This window comes from Chitinophaga sp. YR627, assembly GCF_900114995.1.
Classification (GTDB): Bacteria; Bacteroidota; Bacteroidia; order Chitinophagales; family Chitinophagaceae; genus Chitinophaga.
In genome coordinates this window covers 129,113-148,586 of sequence record NZ_FOUX01000007.1, presented here as the reverse complement: position 1 = coordinate 148,586, position 19,474 = coordinate 129,113, and the positions used below count along the sequence as shown (strand labels likewise).

General features: G+C 46.0%; 16 protein-coding genes. 3 read left to right on the top strand and 13 right to left on the bottom strand.

Annotated features, from left to right (window positions below; all coding sequences use genetic code 11):
• Positions 1-4 precede the first annotated feature (4 nt).
• The 13 genes from BMZ72_RS32805 to BMZ72_RS32740 all read right to left on the bottom strand — a co-directional run bounded on the left by BMZ72_RS32805 (position 5) and on the right by BMZ72_RS32740 (position 17,045).
• Positions 5-1,411, bottom strand: a complete 1,407-nt coding sequence (locus tag BMZ72_RS32805; protein ID WP_089815179.1) for an MATE family efflux transporter — start codon at positions 1,409-1,411, stop codon at positions 5-7.
• A gap of 19 nt (positions 1,412-1,430) precedes the next feature.
• On the bottom strand, positions 1,431-2,759 hold the full coding sequence (locus tag BMZ72_RS32800) for a lysine N(6)-hydroxylase/L-ornithine N(5)-oxygenase family protein (RefSeq protein WP_089815177.1): 1,329 nt from the start codon (positions 2,757-2,759) through the stop codon (positions 1,431-1,433).
• Positions 2,737-4,077: a GNAT family N-acetyltransferase gene (locus BMZ72_RS32795; protein ID WP_255373357.1), complete on the bottom strand. Its 1,341-nt coding sequence runs from the start codon at positions 4,075-4,077 to the stop codon at positions 2,737-2,739. Before BMZ72_RS32795 ends, BMZ72_RS32800 begins: the two co-directional genes overlap by 23 nt.
• 2 nt (positions 4,078-4,079) lie before the next feature.
• On the bottom strand, positions 4,080-4,883 hold the full coding sequence (locus BMZ72_RS32790) for a creatininase family protein (RefSeq protein ID WP_089815646.1): 804 nt from the start codon (positions 4,881-4,883) through the stop codon (positions 4,080-4,082).
• Positions 4,880-6,703 carry an IucA/IucC family protein gene (locus BMZ72_RS32785; protein ID WP_089815173.1) on the bottom strand — a complete coding sequence of 608 codons (1,824 nt, stop codon included), beginning with the start codon at positions 6,701-6,703 and terminating at the stop codon, positions 4,880-4,882. The genes BMZ72_RS32790 and BMZ72_RS32785 overlap by 4 nt, the downstream gene beginning before the upstream one ends.
• Before the next feature lie 18 nt (positions 6,704-6,721).
• The gene (locus BMZ72_RS32780; RefSeq protein ID WP_089815171.1) at positions 6,722-8,548 is read right to left on the bottom strand and encodes an IucA/IucC family protein; all 1,827 of its coding nucleotides are present in this window, start codon (positions 8,546-8,548) and stop codon (positions 6,722-6,724) included.
• Between the two features lie 12 nt (positions 8,549-8,560).
• Positions 8,561-10,084 carry a pyridoxal phosphate-dependent decarboxylase family protein gene (locus BMZ72_RS32775; RefSeq protein ID WP_089815169.1) on the bottom strand — a complete coding sequence of 508 codons (1,524 nt, stop codon included), beginning with the start codon at positions 10,082-10,084 and terminating at the stop codon, positions 8,561-8,563.
• A 27-nt stretch (positions 10,085-10,111) separates the two neighbouring features.
• A complete protein-coding gene (locus BMZ72_RS32770) occupies positions 10,112-11,257 on the bottom strand; it encodes a Fe(II)-2OG oxygenase family protein (protein ID WP_089815167.1) in 1,146 nt (381 codons plus the stop codon).
• A 478-nt stretch (positions 11,258-11,735) separates the two neighbouring features.
• Complete coding sequence (locus tag BMZ72_RS32760; protein WP_089815163.1) at positions 11,736-12,611, bottom strand: aldo/keto reductase; 876 nt, start codon at positions 12,609-12,611, stop codon at positions 11,736-11,738.
• A 29-nt stretch (positions 12,612-12,640) separates the two neighbouring features.
• Complete coding sequence (locus BMZ72_RS32755; protein WP_089815161.1) at positions 12,641-13,024, bottom strand: helix-turn-helix domain-containing protein; 384 nt, start codon at positions 13,022-13,024, stop codon at positions 12,641-12,643.
• A 176-nt stretch (positions 13,025-13,200) separates the two neighbouring features.
• Positions 13,201-14,661 carry a TolC family protein gene (locus BMZ72_RS32750; RefSeq protein ID WP_255373356.1) on the bottom strand — a complete coding sequence of 487 codons (1,461 nt, stop codon included), beginning with the start codon at positions 14,659-14,661 and terminating at the stop codon, positions 13,201-13,203.
• Between the two features lie 25 nt (positions 14,662-14,686).
• Positions 14,687-16,051 (bottom strand): HlyD family secretion protein, encoded by a 1,365-nt coding sequence (locus BMZ72_RS32745; protein ID WP_089815159.1) that lies wholly within the window; start codon positions 16,049-16,051, stop codon positions 14,687-14,689.
• Position 16,052: 1 nt separating this feature from the next.
• Positions 16,053-17,045 (bottom strand): ABC transporter transmembrane domain-containing protein, encoded by a 993-nt coding sequence (locus BMZ72_RS32740; RefSeq protein ID WP_089815157.1) that lies wholly within the window; start codon positions 17,043-17,045, stop codon positions 16,053-16,055.
• Positions 17,046-17,859: 814 nt separating this feature from the next.
• Between BMZ72_RS32740 and BMZ72_RS32730 the strand changes: the two genes are divergently transcribed.
• The 3 genes from BMZ72_RS32730 to BMZ72_RS32720 all read left to right on the top strand — a co-directional run bounded on the left by BMZ72_RS32730 (position 17,860) and on the right by BMZ72_RS32720 (position 19,470).
• A complete protein-coding gene (locus BMZ72_RS32730; RefSeq protein WP_255373355.1) occupies positions 17,860-18,441 on the top strand; it encodes a thioredoxin family protein in 582 nt (193 codons plus the stop codon).
• Between the two features lie 152 nt (positions 18,442-18,593).
• Complete coding sequence (locus tag BMZ72_RS32725) at positions 18,594-19,040, top strand: Lrp/AsnC family transcriptional regulator (RefSeq protein WP_089815151.1); 447 nt, start codon at positions 18,594-18,596, stop codon at positions 19,038-19,040.
• Between the two features lies 1 nt (position 19,041).
• Positions 19,042-19,470: a hypothetical protein gene (locus tag BMZ72_RS32720; protein ID WP_089815149.1), complete on the top strand. Its 429-nt coding sequence runs from the start codon at positions 19,042-19,044 to the stop codon at positions 19,468-19,470.
• Positions 19,471-19,474 lie beyond the last annotated feature (4 nt).

Below are 19,474 nucleotides of genomic sequence, written 5' to 3'. Positions count from 1 at the left end.
TAGATCAGATCTTTACTTTTTTCCATTTACCGCTACGGAAGACAATAAGACAAGCAGCGGCTAATACGATTTCAGATGCGAGAATTGCGATGAATATACCCTGCGGCCCCCAGTTGGAATGTATACCCAGGAACCAGGCCAGCGGCAGCTGTGTTATGTAGAACATCAGCACATACAACAGGGTTACCACATTTACGGAACCAGCCGCGTTGAGTGAGCGGGAGATCACCATGGTATATCCAAAGAAAAAATAGGCGATGGACATGTAACGGAGATAGAGTGCCGCATTCTGTGCAACCGTCTGTTCACGTGTAAAAATGTGCACGATACTTTCACCTGAAGCCAGCAGAAATAATGCGATACTACCCAGGAAACACATATTGAAGGCGCCCGTTTTCCAGACTGATTGCTCTGCCCTTTCCGGCTGTCCCGCACCCAGGTTCTGTCCTGTCAGTACGCCGGCGGCATTCGCAATCCCCCAGGCGGGTAGTACGGTGAACATGATGATACGGTTAGCCACAATATACCCCGCCAGTACACTCTCTCCCAGTTTAGCAACGATGATGATCATCAGGAAACGGCTGGAAGAAGGTATAATATACTGTAGGGTGCCGGAGGCGGCCAGTTTGCAGATACGTTTAATGATGGATGGAACCAGCATCAGTTGCTGTCTGCCGATCTGGATCACCTTCTCCGCTTTTGCAAAATACCAGCACTGATAACTGACACCTACGAGATTGGCGATACCTGTAGCCATTGCTGCACCTAATAAACCAAAGGAAGGAATGGGCCCTACACCAAAGATGAGTACTGCACACAATACAGCATTCACAGCATTGGACAATAACAGCGTACGCATCGCCATGGCCGCATTACCTGCACCACGAAAGATCCCGTTCATTAAAACGCGCATCACGACCAGCAGAATACAACCAAACATAATACGCGAGAACAGATCGCCTTCATGTACGAGTTCAGCAGAGGCGCCGGCCAGGTGCAGGATACTTCTGTTAAAAGTGATCGATAGTATACTGAAGATAACAGAGATCGTCACGCCCAGATAGATGGCCTGCATTGCTGCCAGACCGGCAGTACGTGGTTTCTTCTCTCCTACTCTTCTGGATATGACAGCGGTGGCCGCAATACTTAACCCCATTGCCACAGAGTGGAAAATGATGATCACAGAATTGACGACCCCCACAATGGTGATAGCCCTTTCTCCCAGACTACTCACAAAAAGAAGATCTACCATCACAAATAATGATTCCATCGCCAGCTCCAGCATAGAGGGTACTGACAAAAGAAAGGTGGCACGATTGACACTTCCGGAGGTAAAGTCTTTCTCCGTACCGGCAATCGCACTTCTGAACAGATTCAATATAGAACGGGCTCTCAGCAGCACAGCATTCATTCGTAATAATGGTTTAACATTAAAGGATGGCTAAATCATTAGCAGTTTCTTTGACATTGATAACACCGAAATCCTGGTAGGCAATGCGCTCTTCTATCTTATACACTTCTCTGCCTGCGATCGCATTAATGATATGTGAATTGCGATAAGCACCCATGCCCAGATCCGGCGTTACAAAACCATGTGTATGCAGTTCTGCGTTCTGTACGAAGATCTCGCTGTTCTGCACATCTATGGTGTAGTTACGGTGCACATCCATCAGGTTGTCAGATGTACGACGGATCCGCTCTTCTATACCACTGACGATAGCAGGTTCATTGTATTTATATCCTGTCGCCAGTATAACGGACTTTGTATCCAGGGTGAAACGGCGTTGCTGCTGTACGTGATTAAAATGTAAGGTATATACGTCGTTGCCGGTACCCGGTGTAATAGCTGTCAGCTCACTATTGGTATTCAGCTGTACATTGAGCTTTTTACCACCTACACTCATCTCATACATGGTATCAAAGATCTCGTTGATAAGATCGTAGTTGATGCCTTTAAAGAGCGTATTCTGAGCTGCAAGTATCTTTCTGCGGCGTTCCGGAGGCATTTCATAGAAATAGTCTACATACTCCGGAGAAGTCAGCTCCAGCGTCAGTTTTGAATATTCCATCGGAAAGAATCTGTCAGCCCGTGTAAACCAGTTCAGTTGTAAGCCGTTCGCCGTTTCCGGTAACAGCTCATAAAAGATCTCTGCAGCGCTTTGTCCGGAGCCAATGATCGTTACATCTCCTTTCTTCAGTATATCTGCCTTATTAGGCAAATAAGCAGAGGTATGTATAACGCCAGGCAGTTGTTCTCTGTTTACAAAAGAAGGCGTGTAAGGCTGTGTACCTGTACCGAGTACCAGCTTTTCTGCATACCAGGTGGTCACGTCGCCTGTTTTGGTTTGTTGTACGGTCACTTCATACAAACCGTCCTTATAGGCCAGGCGGGACACTTTATGCGAGAAACGGCAGGAGGGCAATTGTTTTATTGCCCACTGACAATAAAGGTTATACTCTCTGCGCAACATATAATAACTCTCTCTGATAAAGAAAGGGTATAAACGACCTGTCTGTTTCAGAAAGTTGAGAAAGCTGAACCAGCTGGTAGGATCGGCCATCGTTACCAGATCGGTACCCATGAATGGTGTTTGTAAGGTGGCGCTTTGCAACATCAGACCAGGATGCCAGTCGAAGCCTTCTGACTGATCAAAAAATACAGCGCTGACATCTTTTACAGGATGCAGCAGGGCAGCAAGCCCCAGATTAAACGGACCAATGCCGATACCAATAAGATTATATACGGGAGACTGTTTCATGAGTTGTTTGTTTAATTGCTGTGATGGATAGTGGCGCGAGATGCTGGTTTTCCGGGAACTTCGCCCAATACCATTCACGGTAACAGAAATTGAGATTGGCCTTTTTATGTGGCAGCTGAATGACCTTCTCTACACGGAAACCAACGTGTGCTTTGTTCATCAGTGCAGCCAGTGATTCAACAGACCCTTCTCCTACCATTTTACCTACTTTTGGCTGTGCAAATACCCAGTCGAGCATACATTGGGTGGAGGGAGATGAAAACTTCAGTTTAGGGTCTACCGGCGCGATAAACTGATGAGTGCCATAATCCATTGGCAAAGCATCGTAATAGTCCGATAACATATCCCGCACCACCCAATACACTTCAAAGTTGTAACTGGGTATACCGTTGATCTCTCCGATGTAGCTATGCGACCAGTTCCCTGGCAGCATCGTACGGTAGTATAATTCCAGCTCACGCAGGGGCCAGTCCATCTTCCAGATCTTCTTTGCATGTTCACGGTTAAACCATTCATGCACCATTTCCAGATCACGGTCAATATCAAATGGCCGTATACTAACGGTGATATCTTCTTTCGGGAAATACCGGCTATATACGGTTCCCTTCCCGGCAGGCTGAATAAGTGTGGCAGAAAAGAAAGCCTTGTGTAACGGGTTCGGATAAGGACGTGTCACCTTCTCTTCGCCCAACAGAAAGGATAACAGTTCATTGGTAACTGACAGTTTATTGCTGTTTAACAAAGGATGATCTACCAGTGATTGCTCACACCTTTCGTAGATAGCGCTTAACAGTTTTGTTTCATCTGCCTGTTGCCGGTAACCCAGACAAGCTACCATCGGTAATACGTCCTGTACCAGCCATTGCTCCGGTACCGGTTCACTGTTTATATCCGCAAGCGACAATAAGGTATTGAATGCTTCAATACTGCCTCCCTCGATCTTCGACGGACAAGGAAAAGCAGATAGCTTATCCAGTGCCTGTTCCAGTTGTATGGCCGGATATTCCTGTTGCAGATGATCCGCTATTATAGTCAGTAAGCGTGCAGCATCGATCGTATTGATCTGATCATCAGCAAGCGTTCTTTCTATTGCCGGATAGTCAAATACATGATAGCCGCTTTCAGAGAAATAGCGGAAAGGAATAAACACTTCGCGTCCATTTGCACTAAAGTCCAGCCGTAAATGCAGCTGATGCCCTGTTGTAATGAAGTAGTCTGCAAGTACCTGATCATATTTCGGGATGCCTTCATAACAGCTCCAGTTGGCGAACCCTCTGCAATAGCTGTTAATGATGGCGGTCATAATAGGTGTGTTCATTTTTATTGTTTTACCTGTGACAGCCATTGACGTATTTCCTGTACAGCCAGTTGCACACGCAGCTGACCAAACAGTCTGCCCTGTTCGGGTGTTGCCAGACAGGGATCTCCGGATACACCGGCAGCATCCAGCGGACCGTTACCCAGGTGCGTCGTATCGCCCGCAGCCAGATAAGCTGTGCGTACGGCAGCAGGTAATACGGCCCATGTTTCTGCCGTATCCCACAAACCGCCATGACCACCGGGTACTATTCCCTGACGGGCAATACCGGCTTCTATCTGCGCTCTTGCTTTCGCATATCCATCACCCGAAAAGAAAACCCGTACACCTTTTGGACGGAGTGTACTGTCCAGTCTTGCAGCCAGTGTTTTTAAAGGCCGCTGACTGTTAAAGTGATCGCTCATCAGGATGATATAACGAAAGCCGGAATTCACCATACTCCGTACCAGCTGTTCATTCACATCAGAGAAGGTCTGATCGGTCAATGAAATGGTACCGGGATAACGTTCAAGTACCGGACTATTAGGTGCAAAAGGAAGCACGGGGGCTACAAGCGTATTACCCAGACTATCCGCGATCTGTGCGGCATAGCGGTATACACGATAGTTATGTTTACCTAATGCCAGATGCGGCCCGGATGCCTCTGTACCTCCGCTGAAGATCAGTACCGTGTTTGCTCCTGCTGCCATACGCGCGGCCAGTTCCCGTGAGGTCATGGCCTCCATCAATACCTGTTCCGGCGTTTGCGCCAAAACACGGATACAGATAAAAGAAAGCAGACAAATAACAACGGCTATCTTTCTCATACGGTCGCCATTTTAGTGTAAGATGGAGACGGACTGAAAGCCGCTATCGGGTTTTCAACGATACCTACTGATGGCACATCAAAAGGATTCGCCCTGTTGCGTAACTGACGGTTATTACTGATCTGTAAACGGTTTAATGCATCCGGACTGATCTCCTTTACAAACAGGTCAAACTGCTGAAACTTCTGTTCCAGTTGCGGATGTCTTTGCCGGTAAGTCAATATTACCTGCGCAACCAGTTCCCAGAAGCGTTTCTCAGGATAATCCATATGCTCTTCAAGAATGGCTGCTATAAAGCGGAAAATACCATCAAAGATCTGCGTGAATAAAGGCAGCGTCCTTACTTCATCTGGTACGCTCACACGCAAACGGCTGGCGATTTCCGGCAATGGCACATCTACACTCAGCACGGAGACTTCCTCTCCGATGTCCTTCATGATCGTACGTACCGGTACATGATTCTCCAGTACCAGTATAATGTTCTCACCATGCGGCATAAACACCATATCGTGCTGGTAGAAACAATGCAATAAAGGACTCATGTAGACGTGTATATACTGTTGTAACCATACATCTGCATCCAGACCGGATAACTGAATCAGCTCGGGTAATAAAGCATCTCCCTGCGTATCAATATGCAGCAGGGCTGCCATGGTCATAATACGCTGACCAGGCTGTACTTTGGACAAAGGACTTTCTCTCCACAATGCTGCCAGCATTTTCTTGTAGGGATTATCTGTCTTTGTCGCCTGCTCATAGTAATGATTAGAGTAACCGGTAGTGGCGATCTCACGCAGTGTACAGAAGCCTGTCTCCTGGAGATAAGCATCTTGTAATACCACGTTATTCACCCATTCGTTGATACCTGGTGTCGTACGCATGAAATAAGGCGATAAGCCACGTACATACCCCATATTCAGAATAGAAAGGGCGGTCTTGACATAAAACTTACCCGGATTATCTATGTTAAAGAAGGTACGGATAGACTGCTGTGGCAGATACTGATCCTGACCATAACCCAGTAATACCAGTTTATCAGCCACTACATCAGGTGCAAAGATGTTGGCCAGTTTGTTATACCATTGCCATGGATGCACTGGTATGTAGATGTATTCCGCTGGCTGTAATCCTTTGCCGGTGAGTATTGCATCAAATTCAGCGGCCTGACTACCCAGTTCCTGCTGCTTTACCTGTGCATATTCCAATGAAGCAATGCTGGTAAACTCCGTACAACTCTGATGTCCTGCCAACCATAGCAAAGGCATTGGCTGTGCTGCTTCCGGTGCAAAGCTCCGGTAATCACTGGCATCGAAACCCACCCTGCCATTATTGGCAATAAAGCGGGGATGCCCGGTCATGGCATGTTCTATTTCCTGGTAATCCGCGCCAGCCAGGTATACGGAAGAAGGACCACCCTGCACATGCATATAAGCACTACCATACAGGGTTGCTGCCACTTCTTCCATGTATACCGGCAGCATGGCAGGATCCATATTCAATTGTTCACTGAACTCTACGATGAATGCCAGTGCATCCAGCGGAGCGGGTTGTCCGTTCACCATCTTTTCAATGGACTCCGTCAGGATGTACCAATGGTTAAGGCGTAATATTTTTGCGCGAAAGCGATATTCTGTATTGGGTTGATCGGAAGTCAGTACATACACGACCCATCCCTGTTTTACATGTCTGTAGGAAGGTTGTATGATCTGTTCATGTGCATATTCCGCAATCATCTTACGGATGTGCAGACGGTTGACACGCGCCCATATATCCGGTTGCAGGTGTGCCACTGCTTCCCGGGGAGTAACTGTATTAAACATGTCAGTATCTTTAAATAGTTAAACGACCGCTACCTGTCTGTGCTTAAAGGCAGCCAATGGATTTTTAAACGTACCGGCAAACTGCTGGCTTTTGAAAGGGTTATCAGGCTCGATCATGCGCTGATTATTACGGATCTGTAGCCTGTTCAGACAGGTTTTGATGATCTCATCCGCAAACAGATCGGTGCGTTTGAACTTCTCTTCCAGCTCAGGGTGTAACTGCTGATAACGTTGGATACATTCCGCCGCCAGTGCCCAGAACTGTTCTTCCGGATAGTCCGCATGCTCTACCAGGATAGGCGATACAAAACGGAAGAAGCAGTCAAATATCTGCGTGAAAATGGAGAGTATCTTCAGCTCTTCCGGTACTGGAATGACGATACGTTTTACATTCTCCGGCAGATCCAGTTCACTGTTTACCACCGCTACTTCTTCTGCGATATCCTTCATGATCGCTTTCACCGGTACATTGTTTTCCAGTATGAGGATCACGTTTTCACCGTGTGGCATAAAACGCAGATCGTAGTAGTAGAAACAATGTAACAGCGGACTCAGATAGCAATCCATATATTGCTGTAACCAGCTGCTGATATCCAGCCCGGAAGCTTTGATCAATGCAGGCAGCATCGCCTGACCATGTGCATCTACATGCAGTAAAGCGGCCATTGTCATCAGGCGTTGTCCCGGTTGTAATTTACCCACCGGACTTTCCCGCCAGAGTGTGGCCAGCATTTTTTTATAGGCACTTTCTCCCTTGATCGCTGTTTCAAAGTAATGATTGGTATATCCCATGGTCGCGGCTTCCTTCAGCATGGTGAATCCCTTTTGCTGGAGATAGGCATCCCCTTCGATAATACCAGCTACCCATTCATTGATGCCAGGGGTCGTACGCATATAGTAGGGAGAAAGACCACGCATAAAGCCCATATTCAGTATGGACAATGCCGACTTCACATAGAAGCGTTCAGGAGTCGTGACGTTGAATAAAGTGCGCACAGATTGCTGTGGCAGATATTCATCCTTTCCATATCCCAGGCATACCAGGTTATTCGCAGCGATATCAGGTGAGAAGATGCTTGCCAGTTTATTGTACCACTGCCATGGATGGATCGGCATCAGGTAGTAATCATCCGGTTGTAATCCTTTCTCTTCCAGGATAGCATAAAAACCGGCGATCGTATCGGCGTCCAGTTCCTGTTGCAACACCTCATCATATTGCAGGGTGTCTATACCGGTAAATACTGTCCTGCTTTTATGACCTGCCAGCCAGATCACCTTGAAAGGAGTGGCAGCCTCGGGAGCATATTTCCGGTAATCAACCGTATCATACCCTATACGGCCATTATTAGCCACAAAACAAGGATGTCCGGCCATCATGGCATGCTCTATATCCTGGTAGTCCGCAGCCGTTAATTCAGCCGCTGTAGTGGTATTATAGGTATGCATATAGGCACTCCCATACAGGGTACTGATGATCTCTTCCAGATAGGTGGGTAACAGTACCGGATCAAAGCCCAGTTGCTCACTGAACTCTGTAATAAAATGTACTGCATCCAGCGGTACGGATACTCCGTTCACTTCCTTCTCAATAGAACCGGTGTCGATGTGCCAGTGGTCCAGGCTCAGTATCTGTGCACGGAAGCGATATTCGATACCGTCCGCAGGCGACAGGGTATAATGTCCCCAGCCGGCTATTGTGGTCTGCAATACAGGCGTTATCAGTAGTTCATGTGCAAATTCTGCAATGATCTTACGCAGATGCAGTCTGTTGACTCTCAGCCACGTCTCCGGTTGCAGATGTGCAACCGCTTCTGCTGCTGATATATTGTTAGTTTGTGGATTCATAAACTCGGGCTTTTATTGGCGCCATGCAGCACCGGTCTCTTTAATGGTGTTCAGGATGAAGTGTACATCGTCCAGGGTGGTCAACGGATTCAGCATCGTGAATTTCAGATAGAAGTTGCCATTGACACGCGTACTTGCCACTAATACCAGTCCGGTATTGAACATCGTCTTCTTGATGTATTGATTGAGGGCATCCAGATCAGCAGGATTATACTGTTCCGGTGCATATCTGAACAGGATCACACCGATATCTGAATAACTCAGTAATTCCAGTTCAGGGTCCAGTCCGATAACTTCTGCTGCCTTTTCCGCTGTTTCAATGATCGTTTCCGTATAGGCCCCCAGTTTCTGTTTGCCCATCAGTCGTAAGGTGAACCACAGCTTGAGCGCATCAAAACGGCGGGTACTCTGCATGATGGATTTATTGATCTGATTCAGATCATCATAATCTTCATCCTTTGGATTGAGGTAGTCAACATGCATGCGTAACAAGCGCAGGTATTGTTTATCCTTTACGATAAAAGCACTGCTGCTGATGGGCTGGAAGAAAGATTTATGATAATCGATCGTTACAGAATGGGCGGTTTCCATGCCGTTCAGTAAATGCCGGTACTTCTCCGTCAGCAACAGACCACATCCATAGGCGGCATCTATATGATACCACAGGTTGTATTTTGCTGCAATACGGCCTATATCAGCGAGCGGATCGAGGTTACCGAAATCAGTGGTACCAGCGGTAGCTACGACCGCAATAGGAATATTACCCTGTTGTATTTCTCTGGCAATCGCTGCTTCCAGCAATTCCGCATCCATACGGAAGCGTGCATCTGTTTTTATTTCTACCAGTGCCTGCTCTCCCAGTCCTAACAATGCAGCACCTTTATGGTTACTGAAATGCGCTTTTTCCGAGATGAATATGCGATAACGGGATGCATCCGCAGGTAATCCCGCTTTCTTAATATTATGACCACCATTTGTAATGGCGTAATGGTCTCTTACAAGCAATAAACCCATCAGATTACTCTGTGAGCCGCCTGCTGTAAATACACCATCCGCTACTGTCCCGAAGCCGATCTCACGGGCCGTCCAGCTGATCAGCTGTTGTTCCATCAATGTGCCACCTGCACTCTGGTCCCAGGTATCCTGAGAAGAGTTGATCGCAGCGATCAGTACTTCAGCAGCAACTGCTGGTATCACTACCGGACAATTCAGGTGAGCGATGTAGGCGGGCAGATGAAAAGCAGTAGCGTGTTTTACATATAGCTCCTGCACTTCCTGCAGCAGACTTTCGTAATCAGGTAATGGAGTATCAAAATCTACTGCTGCAAATGCCGCTTTCAATGCAGTAGAAGAGACGCCGCTGAAAGGCTGACGATTCCTGTGCAGGAAATTAGTGACCAGTTCCCGCGCACCATTGATGGCGTTTTCATATTCAGCGGCTGATCCCTGGTGAAAAATATCTTTATAGGTCTCTTGTACAGGCAATACAATGTCCTGCAGCGGCTGTTCCCAGCCTGCAAATGCGGTAGTACTCATATGTGGATGCTATTTTTCCGGGTTTGATTAAAGGTTTGCCAGGTGAGAGCTGTATACTTTTCCGTAGTGCTCTTCCATGATGAGATAAGGATTTTCGGGGTGGGTTACTTCACGGATGTTAATCAGGCTGGTTTTGCTCATCATACGTAACATAAGACGGCGTTCGCATTTCACCAGCTGACCATTCTCTTCTCTGAAGCCCGCCAGGAAAGCATTCCGGCCATGGGCGCAAAGATGATTATTAACAAAGATCAGGTCTCCTGATGCAGGAACGAAGTCGTTATAGATCAGTTTGCGGGCTTCTTCCCAGAATCTCTTCAGATTATTCAGGGCTTCAGGATCCTGCCTGGCGTCTTCATTATAGATCTGTTCCGCCGCATCAAAGCGCATAAAAGGAGCCGATCTGCTACCATATAATACAGAAGTGCGGATATCTTCTCCAATCGCTTCATCAGCAGCATAGTTCGCATCCTTCGGACACTTATATATCGGCTTGAAAAGCTCCTGCAGGATGGCGTCCGGCCGGCCATGAGAGCGGATAGAATACAAGGTGGAAGGTACGCGTTCTTCATTGCGCAGGAAGAGAAAACTCAGGAAATCAGCCGCATTATGCAGGAAAGCATCTTCTGTATGTACAAAAAGATCTGTGCGGGAACCTGATCCTGTTTGTGTAAAGCTCATATTCTCATCAGGAATGATAGCGTGCATTAAACCTCCGCCTTTTCGCTGTGCGAAATACTCTACGGGTTTGGATGGCACTGCTCCATGTAACAAGGAGGAAATGAAGCCATACTCCATGATCTTCTCATAATCGGTTTCCTGCCAGGAACGTGGTGTAGGGCCTAATTCATCCTGACCTATTTCTATTAATCCACGCAATACGACAGCTCCGTATTGCTGGTCGGAAAAGTCTGTACCAAAATTACTCAGCACCTTTGCTATACGCTCCGGTAGCAGCGTGTAGGCATTTAAGTGCAGCATTGAAATGAAACCGGGATCATCATAGCTTTTATACTTTCTTTTGAGCTTTTTCCCGATGTAGGTAATTTCCAGTTTTTCTTCTTCAGTGATATCTATTATCAAAGGCTGTAAAGGAGGTGCAGCAGCAAAATGCATTACGCGGGGCTCCTGCGCTCCTGGGCTAATTGTGGGTGTCACGTCTAAGGGTCTCATTCAATAAAATGTTTTAACGTCAAGGTTGAAGAATGAAATGATTAAATAAGGGTCTGACATATGTTGTTACAGAATCGGGTAACAACAACATGCAAAAAGTCGTCTTTTAATGCTATAAAATGCTTAACGGATTAACTAAGCGTCACAAATTTGCATCATCTGCGTTGAGTGCGGTAATCAAAAGCGGAAAACATTTTACGCAATCAGGAAAACACATCTGGTGGCGGGTTTCGGAGGTCAACAATATTATTTTTTCATTAAAGCAGCTAAAACGGAATAAGGTAAATAGTAATTTTTTGTATGTCCATTTTCAAAAAATTCAATGGGGGCAACTAACTATACGAAAGTACACATATTTTTCCATCTCTGCAACCCCGATGCAGGAGAAAATATCCCATAATGATCACTTACAGTTGACATAAAAATAGCCTTCGAATTGATACGAAGGCTATTTATAAATGAGCGTGAAGCATTTAACTTATCCAAGAAAATCCATTTCCTCTTTTGAAAGTGATACATTGGCTGCCGCAATATTTTCTTCCAGGTGTCTGATAGATGTTGTACCAGGTATTGGTAATATCCATTCCGATTTATGCAGCAGCCAGACAAGGTTCAGCTGCGCCACGGAAAGACCATGCGCATCTGCTACCTGTTTGAGTTTTTCCTGTTCAGTGGGTAACGATGTTTGCAGTGAGAAGAATGGAATGAACGCTATCTCCTGCTGTTCACAGTATGTCAGTACTTCGCCCCCCTGAAAAGCATAAGGACTTTCCGGATCAGTAACCCGCTGGGTATAACTATATAAATTCTCTACCGTGGCGATACTGGTTTTCGCTGTGGCATATTTAAATTGTTCTACATTCACATTGGTCAGTCCAAGATGCAGGATCTTTCCTTCTTTTTGCAAGGCTATCATCGCATCTAAAGATGCTCCATAGTCCCCCGTACTACCCTGTCGTTTTCCCAGGTGTACTAAAGGCAATTGCTCCAGTTTTAACTCCTTTAAATTATTGTCAACACTTTTACGCAGTTCTTCTGGTCTGGCATATGGTTGCCAGCTTTTATCTGCTCCGCGGATAGCGCCTACCTTTGTCGCGAATATGAGATCGCCGGAGTAAGGATAAAAAGCATCCGCCAGCAACTTATTGGTAATACCCGGACCATAGAAATCCGCTGTATCAAAAAAGTTGACGCCCAGGTCTGCTGCTCTCCTTAATAATTGAATAGCACCGTTCCGGTCTGCCGGTTCTCCCCACACATCCTGTCCGGTCAACCGCATGGTACCGTAACCAGGCTTTCTGACAGTTAGTGGAGATGAGGTATGTTTTCCGATGATAATTTCTGATTGATTCATCCTATTGATTTGTTTTAATTGTTTGTCGCTCAGCTATCTGATAATGACTTTCTATATGCGGAAGGGGTTTGTCCGGTAAATCGTTTGAAGAACTTGGTAAAATTGGATACATCGTAGTCCAGCCGATGTGCTATATTTTTAATGGGCAATGAAGGATCTGCCAACAGCTTTTTTGCTTCTTCCAGGATACGCTGTTCATAAAAGTAGCAGGCGTGATGCCCGGTGTGTAACTTCACAATATGACTCACATGTCCGGGATGCAGACACATCACCTGGGCAATCTCTTTCAGTTCATACATCTTATGGATCCGTCCTGCCATAAAATCATCTATATGGTTATTCAGTACCTGCATGAATTGTGCAGCTATTTCCGCTTTCCGGCTTAAATAATTCTCTGGAATGCTTTTTCCCATATCAACCCTGTTAAGTATTACTTACTGCAAATATCAGTCATGGGATATGGAATAAATGGTGAAGTATCTAGTTTTTAGGATCGTGGTGTAAAAAGTCCTGCAACAAAAATCCCGGCTACTGAAGTAACCGGGATCGCCATCGATATGTTTGTCCGCCACGGGCGCACGCTTCCTGTTTATAAGTGCTGTTGGGGCTGTCTTGTACCTGCTTTATAGTACAGTTCGGCCAGTTTCTTCTGATAACCTGATATAATGCTCTCCCGCTTTATTTTCATGTCAATCAGCTTGCTTTCGCGGCTATTGATCAGAAATAGCGTACTCTCCCCCAGATCGAACTTCTGTAACTCACCGGTCAGCAGGATCTGCTGATTGTTGATACTCTGGATCTGAACGGTCATTTGAGATTTATAGGCCGTCAGACTGTTATATGATGCCGTAATGGTATTACTGATCTCCCTGCCGGACTGCAAAAGGTCATAATCTACCTGTTGCTGTTTGATCTTTACTTCTTTCAGTTTACCCCGCTCTGAGCGTAAAAACAGCGGAAATGCGACCTCTACGCCTACCTTGTAGTTACTCCAGTTAAAGTCGTAGTAATCCGGTATATGGGAACCGAAGTCCCTGCGTCTGGACAATAATGCACCACTGATGTTTACCTTAGGTTTCAGCAGTTCCTGCCGGTAACGGCGTTCAATATCCAGCTGATCGCCCTTCGCCCGCAGCTTTACCAGTTCCGGGTGCTGTCTGTCAGCCTGCCCTAATAAAGTATCCAGCAGGTTCCTGTTGGGCAGATTCAGGTCCTGATCTACCTCCTGCGGGATGGCAGTAAGGGGTAGTTCCAGCGGTGCCCCGTTTTCATTCCACAGATGATTGGAAAGTATCAGCATGGCATTCTGCACTTCTATGACGCTTTTTGCCAGCTGTATCTCTCTGTCCTGAACAGTAATACCCGCCTCTATAGAATCAATGGGAGGTTTGTCTCCCATGAGCGTCTGACTGCTTACCGCACGAAAGCGTTTCATAGCCAGATCAACCCCTTCTTTAACGAGCATATATTCCCTGTAGGCATAATACCAGTTCCAGTAGTCCTTAACTGCCTCAAACCATACGCCGTTGATCTGCTTCACCTTGTCCGCTTCTGCGTAATTAACCATTGTTCTGGCCTGCCAGAGGGTACTGCGGCGCGCATCTATCAGGAGGCCCTGCCCTAAAGGTATACTCAGACCGACTGCGGTAAGTCCCGATGTCCCGGTATATGTTTCGGGTGCTGTATAGGGCCCCACATTGCGTTCATGCCCTACCTTCAGGTCTGCCCCTGCCACATAGAGTGGTACTTTCAGTTCGCCACCCCAGTTATTATAGTATTCTGTATTGCCAAATAACTTACGTCCCAGTGACGCTTTCAGTGCCGGGTCAAAATACCCGAGGGACTGCAACACATTGGCCTTTGCGATATCGCTTAGTAATGCCGCCTGTTTTACGATAGGATGATGCCTGAAAACAATTCCTTCGAGGTCTTCCAGCGAAAACATCCTGCCAGTATCCGCCACCGGCGTGGTCTGCGCAAAGGCGCTTACCCGCAACAGCAGTAATACGAACAAGCCGGCAGCTAAATAACGTTTTAGTTTCATCTTCATATTTATAAAGTGTACACCGGCTTTATCATTTCTTACCCGACTCTTTCTCAGCAGGTTCTTTCTCCAGACTTGGCGGGAAGCCATTCAGCTGTCGCCAGATCTCATACCATAAGGGTACAGAGCGGAGAATAATACGACCATACACGCCTGAGCCCTGTCTGAGCTGTATAGGCCATGGTTCATCGTTCGTTGGTACCGGAGCTGCCTGTTTGATCAGCAGACGGTATTTACCGCCATTGCTGCTCACACGGTCGATCGCCCATACCTTACCGGCGAAAGTACCTACCGCTACTGATGGCCAGCCCGAGAACTGCACAGAAGGCCAGCCCTCAAATTGCAGACGTACATCGCTGGTATCCAGGATCAATGGTACGTCCATCGCATTGACATACAACTCTGCCGCCACCTGTGGATGCAGGGGTTGCAGTGTGGCGATGGATTCTCCTTCCTTGATATTCTCACCAATACCTGCCTTCAGCGTCTTCACCACAAATCCGTCCTGTGGTGCACGCACGATGTAGAGTGCCCGGCGGATAGATATATTGGAGATATCATTACGCAACTTGGCGATCTCTCCGCGTACACTCGCACGACTGGACAAAGCCGAACTCATATCGGATTGTGCTTTTGCCAGTGATTCCTGGTACTTGGCTTTAATATTATCCAGGTCGATCAGGGCATTCAATAACGCCTGTTTTGAGTTATTGAGCTTGTTTTGCTGCCCGATCACTTTGGCCTGGTCTTCCTGTAATTTCAGGCGACGGGTTTCTATATCTGTCAGAGAGAACAATCCGTTTTTATAACCGGACTCATAACGCTGTAAACGCGCTTTTGAGGTCTCATAAAAGTTCTGCACGGCCACAAGATCAGCGCTGTCTATCTTGACATAGTTCTCCGACTGATGTACTTTGTTTTCGGCAGCTGATAACTGATAACGGAGTCCGCTGCCCAGCGCCTGTATCTGTGCATTGGTGGCATCCATTTTCTGTAAAGCGGCTGCTTCGCTACCTTTCTTTGCTTCCAGCTGTTCATCCAGACGTAGAGGTAGTTCCGGATCGAAATAAGACTGGCTTGTCTCTGATATGACAAGTATGGTATCCCCTTTCTTCACTTCCTGTCCTTCACGTACGGCCCAACGTTCGATACGACCACCGATCTGGTTCTGTACGGTCTGCGGACGGTCCTCCGGTCTTAACGCTGTTACCGTCCCTTTACCGGGGATCGTCTGCCGCCAGGGCAGGAATAAAATAATGATCAGCAGGATGAGGCAAACGGTGATGATCCTGCCCAGTATACGTGAACCTTTTACTTTGATCAGTTCTGACTGTGACTGTGGCGCCAGTGTTTCTATCTGCTTATCGTGTAAGCTGGTATGTGCTAATTTCCCCATTTTATTTTCCCTCCTCTAATTCAAGATCAGTTACTACAGCCAGTTTCTCGCTACCGGTAACCATGTCAAAAACAGTGTTCAGGTTCGTCATCAGTTTTTCTACTGCGTAGCTGATCTGTACAATGATCACTTCCGCAGCCACAAACTGTCCGAAGGTCATTTGTCTTTCTACTACGAAAAACGAACCCAGGAGCAGCAATCCACCCATTAAAATGGTACGCAGGGCGATAGAACTGATAAAGAACTTCTTCAGTACACTAAAATGGTCATTACGGGCCATGAGATAACGGGCGGTGATCTCGTCCGTGGTCCTCGCCACTTTCTCCATCATTTCAGGCTTACCACGGTATTTATCCAGGTCAGCAGCTACATCCTCCAGGTGTGCCACCAGTTCGTATTTATGCCCTGATTCTTCTATACTGGTCTGTACCCCCTGTTTGTAATACAACAGGATCACCAACGCAATCGCCAGTAAGGCAAAGAGTCCTACGGCCATGAATACAGGATGATAAAACGAAAGGAGTATCGCACTGAAAAATATCTGAACAGCAGCAGCGACAATGTCCACCAGCAGTTTTGTCAGCCCTTTCTGAATAGTGAGGATATCAAAAAAGCGGTTCACCAGTTCCGGCGGATGTTCACCGTGTAACTCTTCTTTTTTAATACGCGGCAAACGGAAGGCGAACTCCATCGACGCCTTTGCAAATATTTTCTGTTCGATAAACTCCACCAGTGTGAGCTGGCCAATTAAAAGTGCGCCCACAATCACCACACCTATCAATACTACAGCTATCAGTATGTAGGTTGAGCTATACATAGATCCATTGGACAACAGATTATATACCGCCGTCGTTCCCAAAGGCAGTGTCAGTCCGATGATACCGATCAGTACGGCATAAATAAAGATGTAGTTAATGGAACTACGCTCATGATGTAACAAACGCACCAGTCTTTGCCAGGGCGAAGGAGCATTGGCATGCTTCTTATTCTTCATAAAAAGATATTAATATCCGGTAATAAATAAACTACTTAGCGTGTGATACTACAATGTTGCATACGCTTGTCTGCGGGATCTATACACATGACAATCCCCTTACGCATAGACATTACTGTTATGCGCCAAAACAAGCTAAAACATGGCATTATCAGCCAATACGAACCTACCCGGTGTACGGGAAAGCACGTTGCGTCCTTACATGTAATATCAGGCTATATGGAGTGGAGGTGGCGTGAGAACATCCCTGAGCGGTTCTTTAAAGATTGTGTAGCTGTACACACACCTAAAAGTGGATGGAGGAGTTGCCCAGGTAACTGTAAAATTTAAGTCGTTCTCAAAATAAGAAAAAAGCTTTTTTGCGCTTTTATTGAAACAGTCCTCGTTTGTATCGGGACCGCGAGTTTCGTCGTTATTCGTATTCTCGATGTCACAAGACTTATAAGCGGTATAGTAATCAATAAGAAACTCGCAGGATTTAACGGTGAACACCGTCATCAGCAGCATCCATATTATCCCCTTTGTTGATTTGTTTCTTAAACTGTTCACTATATCCACTTTCGCAAATATAGTGACTCGGGGCCTTTTATACAAACCTGAGGGATTTCTTAACAATCACTTTAACAAAAAATTACTATTAAATATGCATTTAAACATGTAAAAAAGAAGGCATCTAAAATAGTAGTACTAACTAAAAAAAGCAATATAGTGTCATTCCCAACCCCCATTTCTACCATATATTCTCCGATTAGTACCGTTATATTAAATGCTAATGCAGGATCTTTGTACCGTTTTTTTAAGTAATTTAAAGTATATGACCTTTACGGAATATCAGGCGCTGTTTGATGATATTTTATCTAAAAGCGCCGAAGAACATACCGCACCATACAGCAATCATGCATATCTTGAATATGTGAAACTGAACCGCTCGCGCATGAGCCGCTGGTTTAAAACAGGGAAACTATCTCCTAAACTGATTGAACTGGTGAAGAAGATCACAACGCCACAGCAGTGGATCGTGATTACAGAGGCCTGGTGTGGTGATGCCTCACATAGTGTGCCTTTCATGAAAATGATGGCAGACCTGAACCCACTGATCGATCTCTCATTTGAATTAAGAGACAGCGAACCATACAACATTGAGCATTACCTGACCAATGGCACCCGGTCCATTCCAAAGCTCGTAGTACGTGATGCAGATGGAAAAGACATCGGTACCTGGGGACCACGGCCGAAAGATTGTCAGATCATGTATAAAACGTTATTAAGCAACCAGGCGTCTTCTGAAACGATCAAAGTAGAAATGCAGAACTGGTATAATAATAACAAAGGCGTTGACATACAGGAAGAACTGTATGAGATGCTCAGCATGGCACTGCAGCAACAGGAAGCCTAAGTATCTTTACTTATTACTGAACCTGCAACTGTTTTAACAGGCGATATTTAATATTTAGTAAATAAAATACGAATATCCGCTTGTTCTGATGGCAATATGCCATATATAATAAAGACTATAGTAGCTTTGTCTTACAATCATACAAGAAAACTATGGATAAGTTTGATAGTAAGATCCTCCGGCTACTGATAGAAAATGCACGCATCACCGGCGCCGATATTGCCCGGAAAATAAACCTCTCTCTCCCCGCAGTTACAGAAAGACTCCGAAAGCTTAGCCGGTCGGGTATCATTGACAGCTACACCATCCGGGTGAACAGAGAAAAGCTTTCCCTGCGTTTACTCGCTTTTATCAATGTCTGGATCGACCACTCCAAAAATACCAACGTAAAAGACCAGCTCACCGCAATAGATGAAGTGTTGGAGTGTCACCATGTGGCAGGTGATTATGACCTGCTGTTAAAGGTCCTGGTAACCGATACTGCGGCACTAGAAAACCTGCTGGTCAATAAGATAAAAACCATCAAAGGGATTACACGTACGAGTACTACCATCATCCTCAGAAGTTATAAAGAAGAAATTAACTCCAAAGCATGCTGATATGAACGTCACTCAACTCGGTTTACTGATTGAAAAATTTGAAGCCTGTACACTGCCCAAAGAAGAATGGACACATGTCAATCATTTTGTCATGGCACTCTGGTACTGTACGCAATTGCCTTTACCACAGGCTATTGAAAAGATAAGAAGCGGGATCAAAAGATACAATGAAAGCATAGGCGGGAAAAATACGGCAGATGCAGGTTATCATGAGACGATCACCCTGTTCTACACCCGTACGATTGCGGATTATTTGCTAACAGCCAAGGTCTGCGAACTTACCGACAAGACACTATCTACCTTTATGCAGCAGGCATTTCTCAGAAAGGAGTATATCCTCCGGTTTTACAGCCGGGACCTGCTCATGAGCAAAGATGCCCGGCTGTATTGGAAGGCTCCTGATAAAGCAACGATGTATTCCGTTGAATAGCGTT

Coding starts and splice junctions, on each gene's coding strand:
- BMZ72_RS32730 (WP_255373355.1), top strand. CDS start 17,860: ATGACCTTTACGGAATATCAGGCGCTGTTTGATGATATTTTATCTAAA.
- BMZ72_RS32785 (WP_089815173.1), bottom strand. CDS start 6,703: ATGTTTAATACAGTTACTCCCCGGGAAGCAGTGGCACACCTGCAACCG.
- BMZ72_RS32780 (WP_089815171.1), bottom strand. CDS start 8,548: ATGAATCCACAAACTAACAATATATCAGCAGCAGAAGCGGTTGCACAT.
- BMZ72_RS32720 (WP_089815149.1), top strand. CDS start 19,042: ATGAACGTCACTCAACTCGGTTTACTGATTGAAAAATTTGAAGCCTGT.
- BMZ72_RS32755 (WP_089815161.1), bottom strand. CDS start 13,024: ATGGGAAAAAGCATTCCAGAGAATTATTTAAGCCGGAAAGCGGAAATA.
- BMZ72_RS32760 (WP_089815163.1), bottom strand. CDS start 12,611: ATGAATCAATCAGAAATTATCATCGGAAAACATACCTCATCTCCACTA.
- BMZ72_RS32770 (WP_089815167.1), bottom strand. CDS start 11,257: ATGAGACCCTTAGACGTGACACCCACAATTAGCCCAGGAGCGCAGGAG.
- BMZ72_RS32790 (WP_089815646.1), bottom strand. CDS start 4,883: ATGAGAAAGATAGCCGTTGTTATTTGTCTGCTTTCTTTTATCTGTATC.
- BMZ72_RS32725 (WP_089815151.1), top strand. CDS start 18,594: ATGGATAAGTTTGATAGTAAGATCCTCCGGCTACTGATAGAAAATGCA.
- BMZ72_RS32750 (WP_255373356.1), bottom strand. CDS start 14,661: ATGAAGATGAAACTAAAACGTTATTTAGCTGCCGGCTTGTTCGTATTA.
- BMZ72_RS32775 (WP_089815169.1), bottom strand. CDS start 10,084: ATGAGTACTACCGCATTTGCAGGCTGGGAACAGCCGCTGCAGGACATT.
- BMZ72_RS32740 (WP_089815157.1), bottom strand. CDS start 17,045: ATGAAGAATAAGAAGCATGCCAATGCTCCTTCGCCCTGGCAAAGACTG.
- BMZ72_RS32745 (WP_089815159.1), bottom strand. CDS start 16,051: ATGGGGAAATTAGCACATACCAGCTTACACGATAAGCAGATAGAAACA.
- BMZ72_RS32805 (WP_089815179.1), bottom strand. CDS start 1,411: ATGAATGCTGTGCTGCTGAGAGCCCGTTCTATATTGAATCTGTTCAGA.
- BMZ72_RS32795 (WP_255373357.1), bottom strand. CDS start 4,077: ATGAACACACCTATTATGACCGCCATCATTAACAGCTATTGCAGAGGG.
- BMZ72_RS32800 (WP_089815177.1), bottom strand. CDS start 2,759: ATGAAACAGTCTCCCGTATATAATCTTATTGGTATCGGCATTGGTCCG.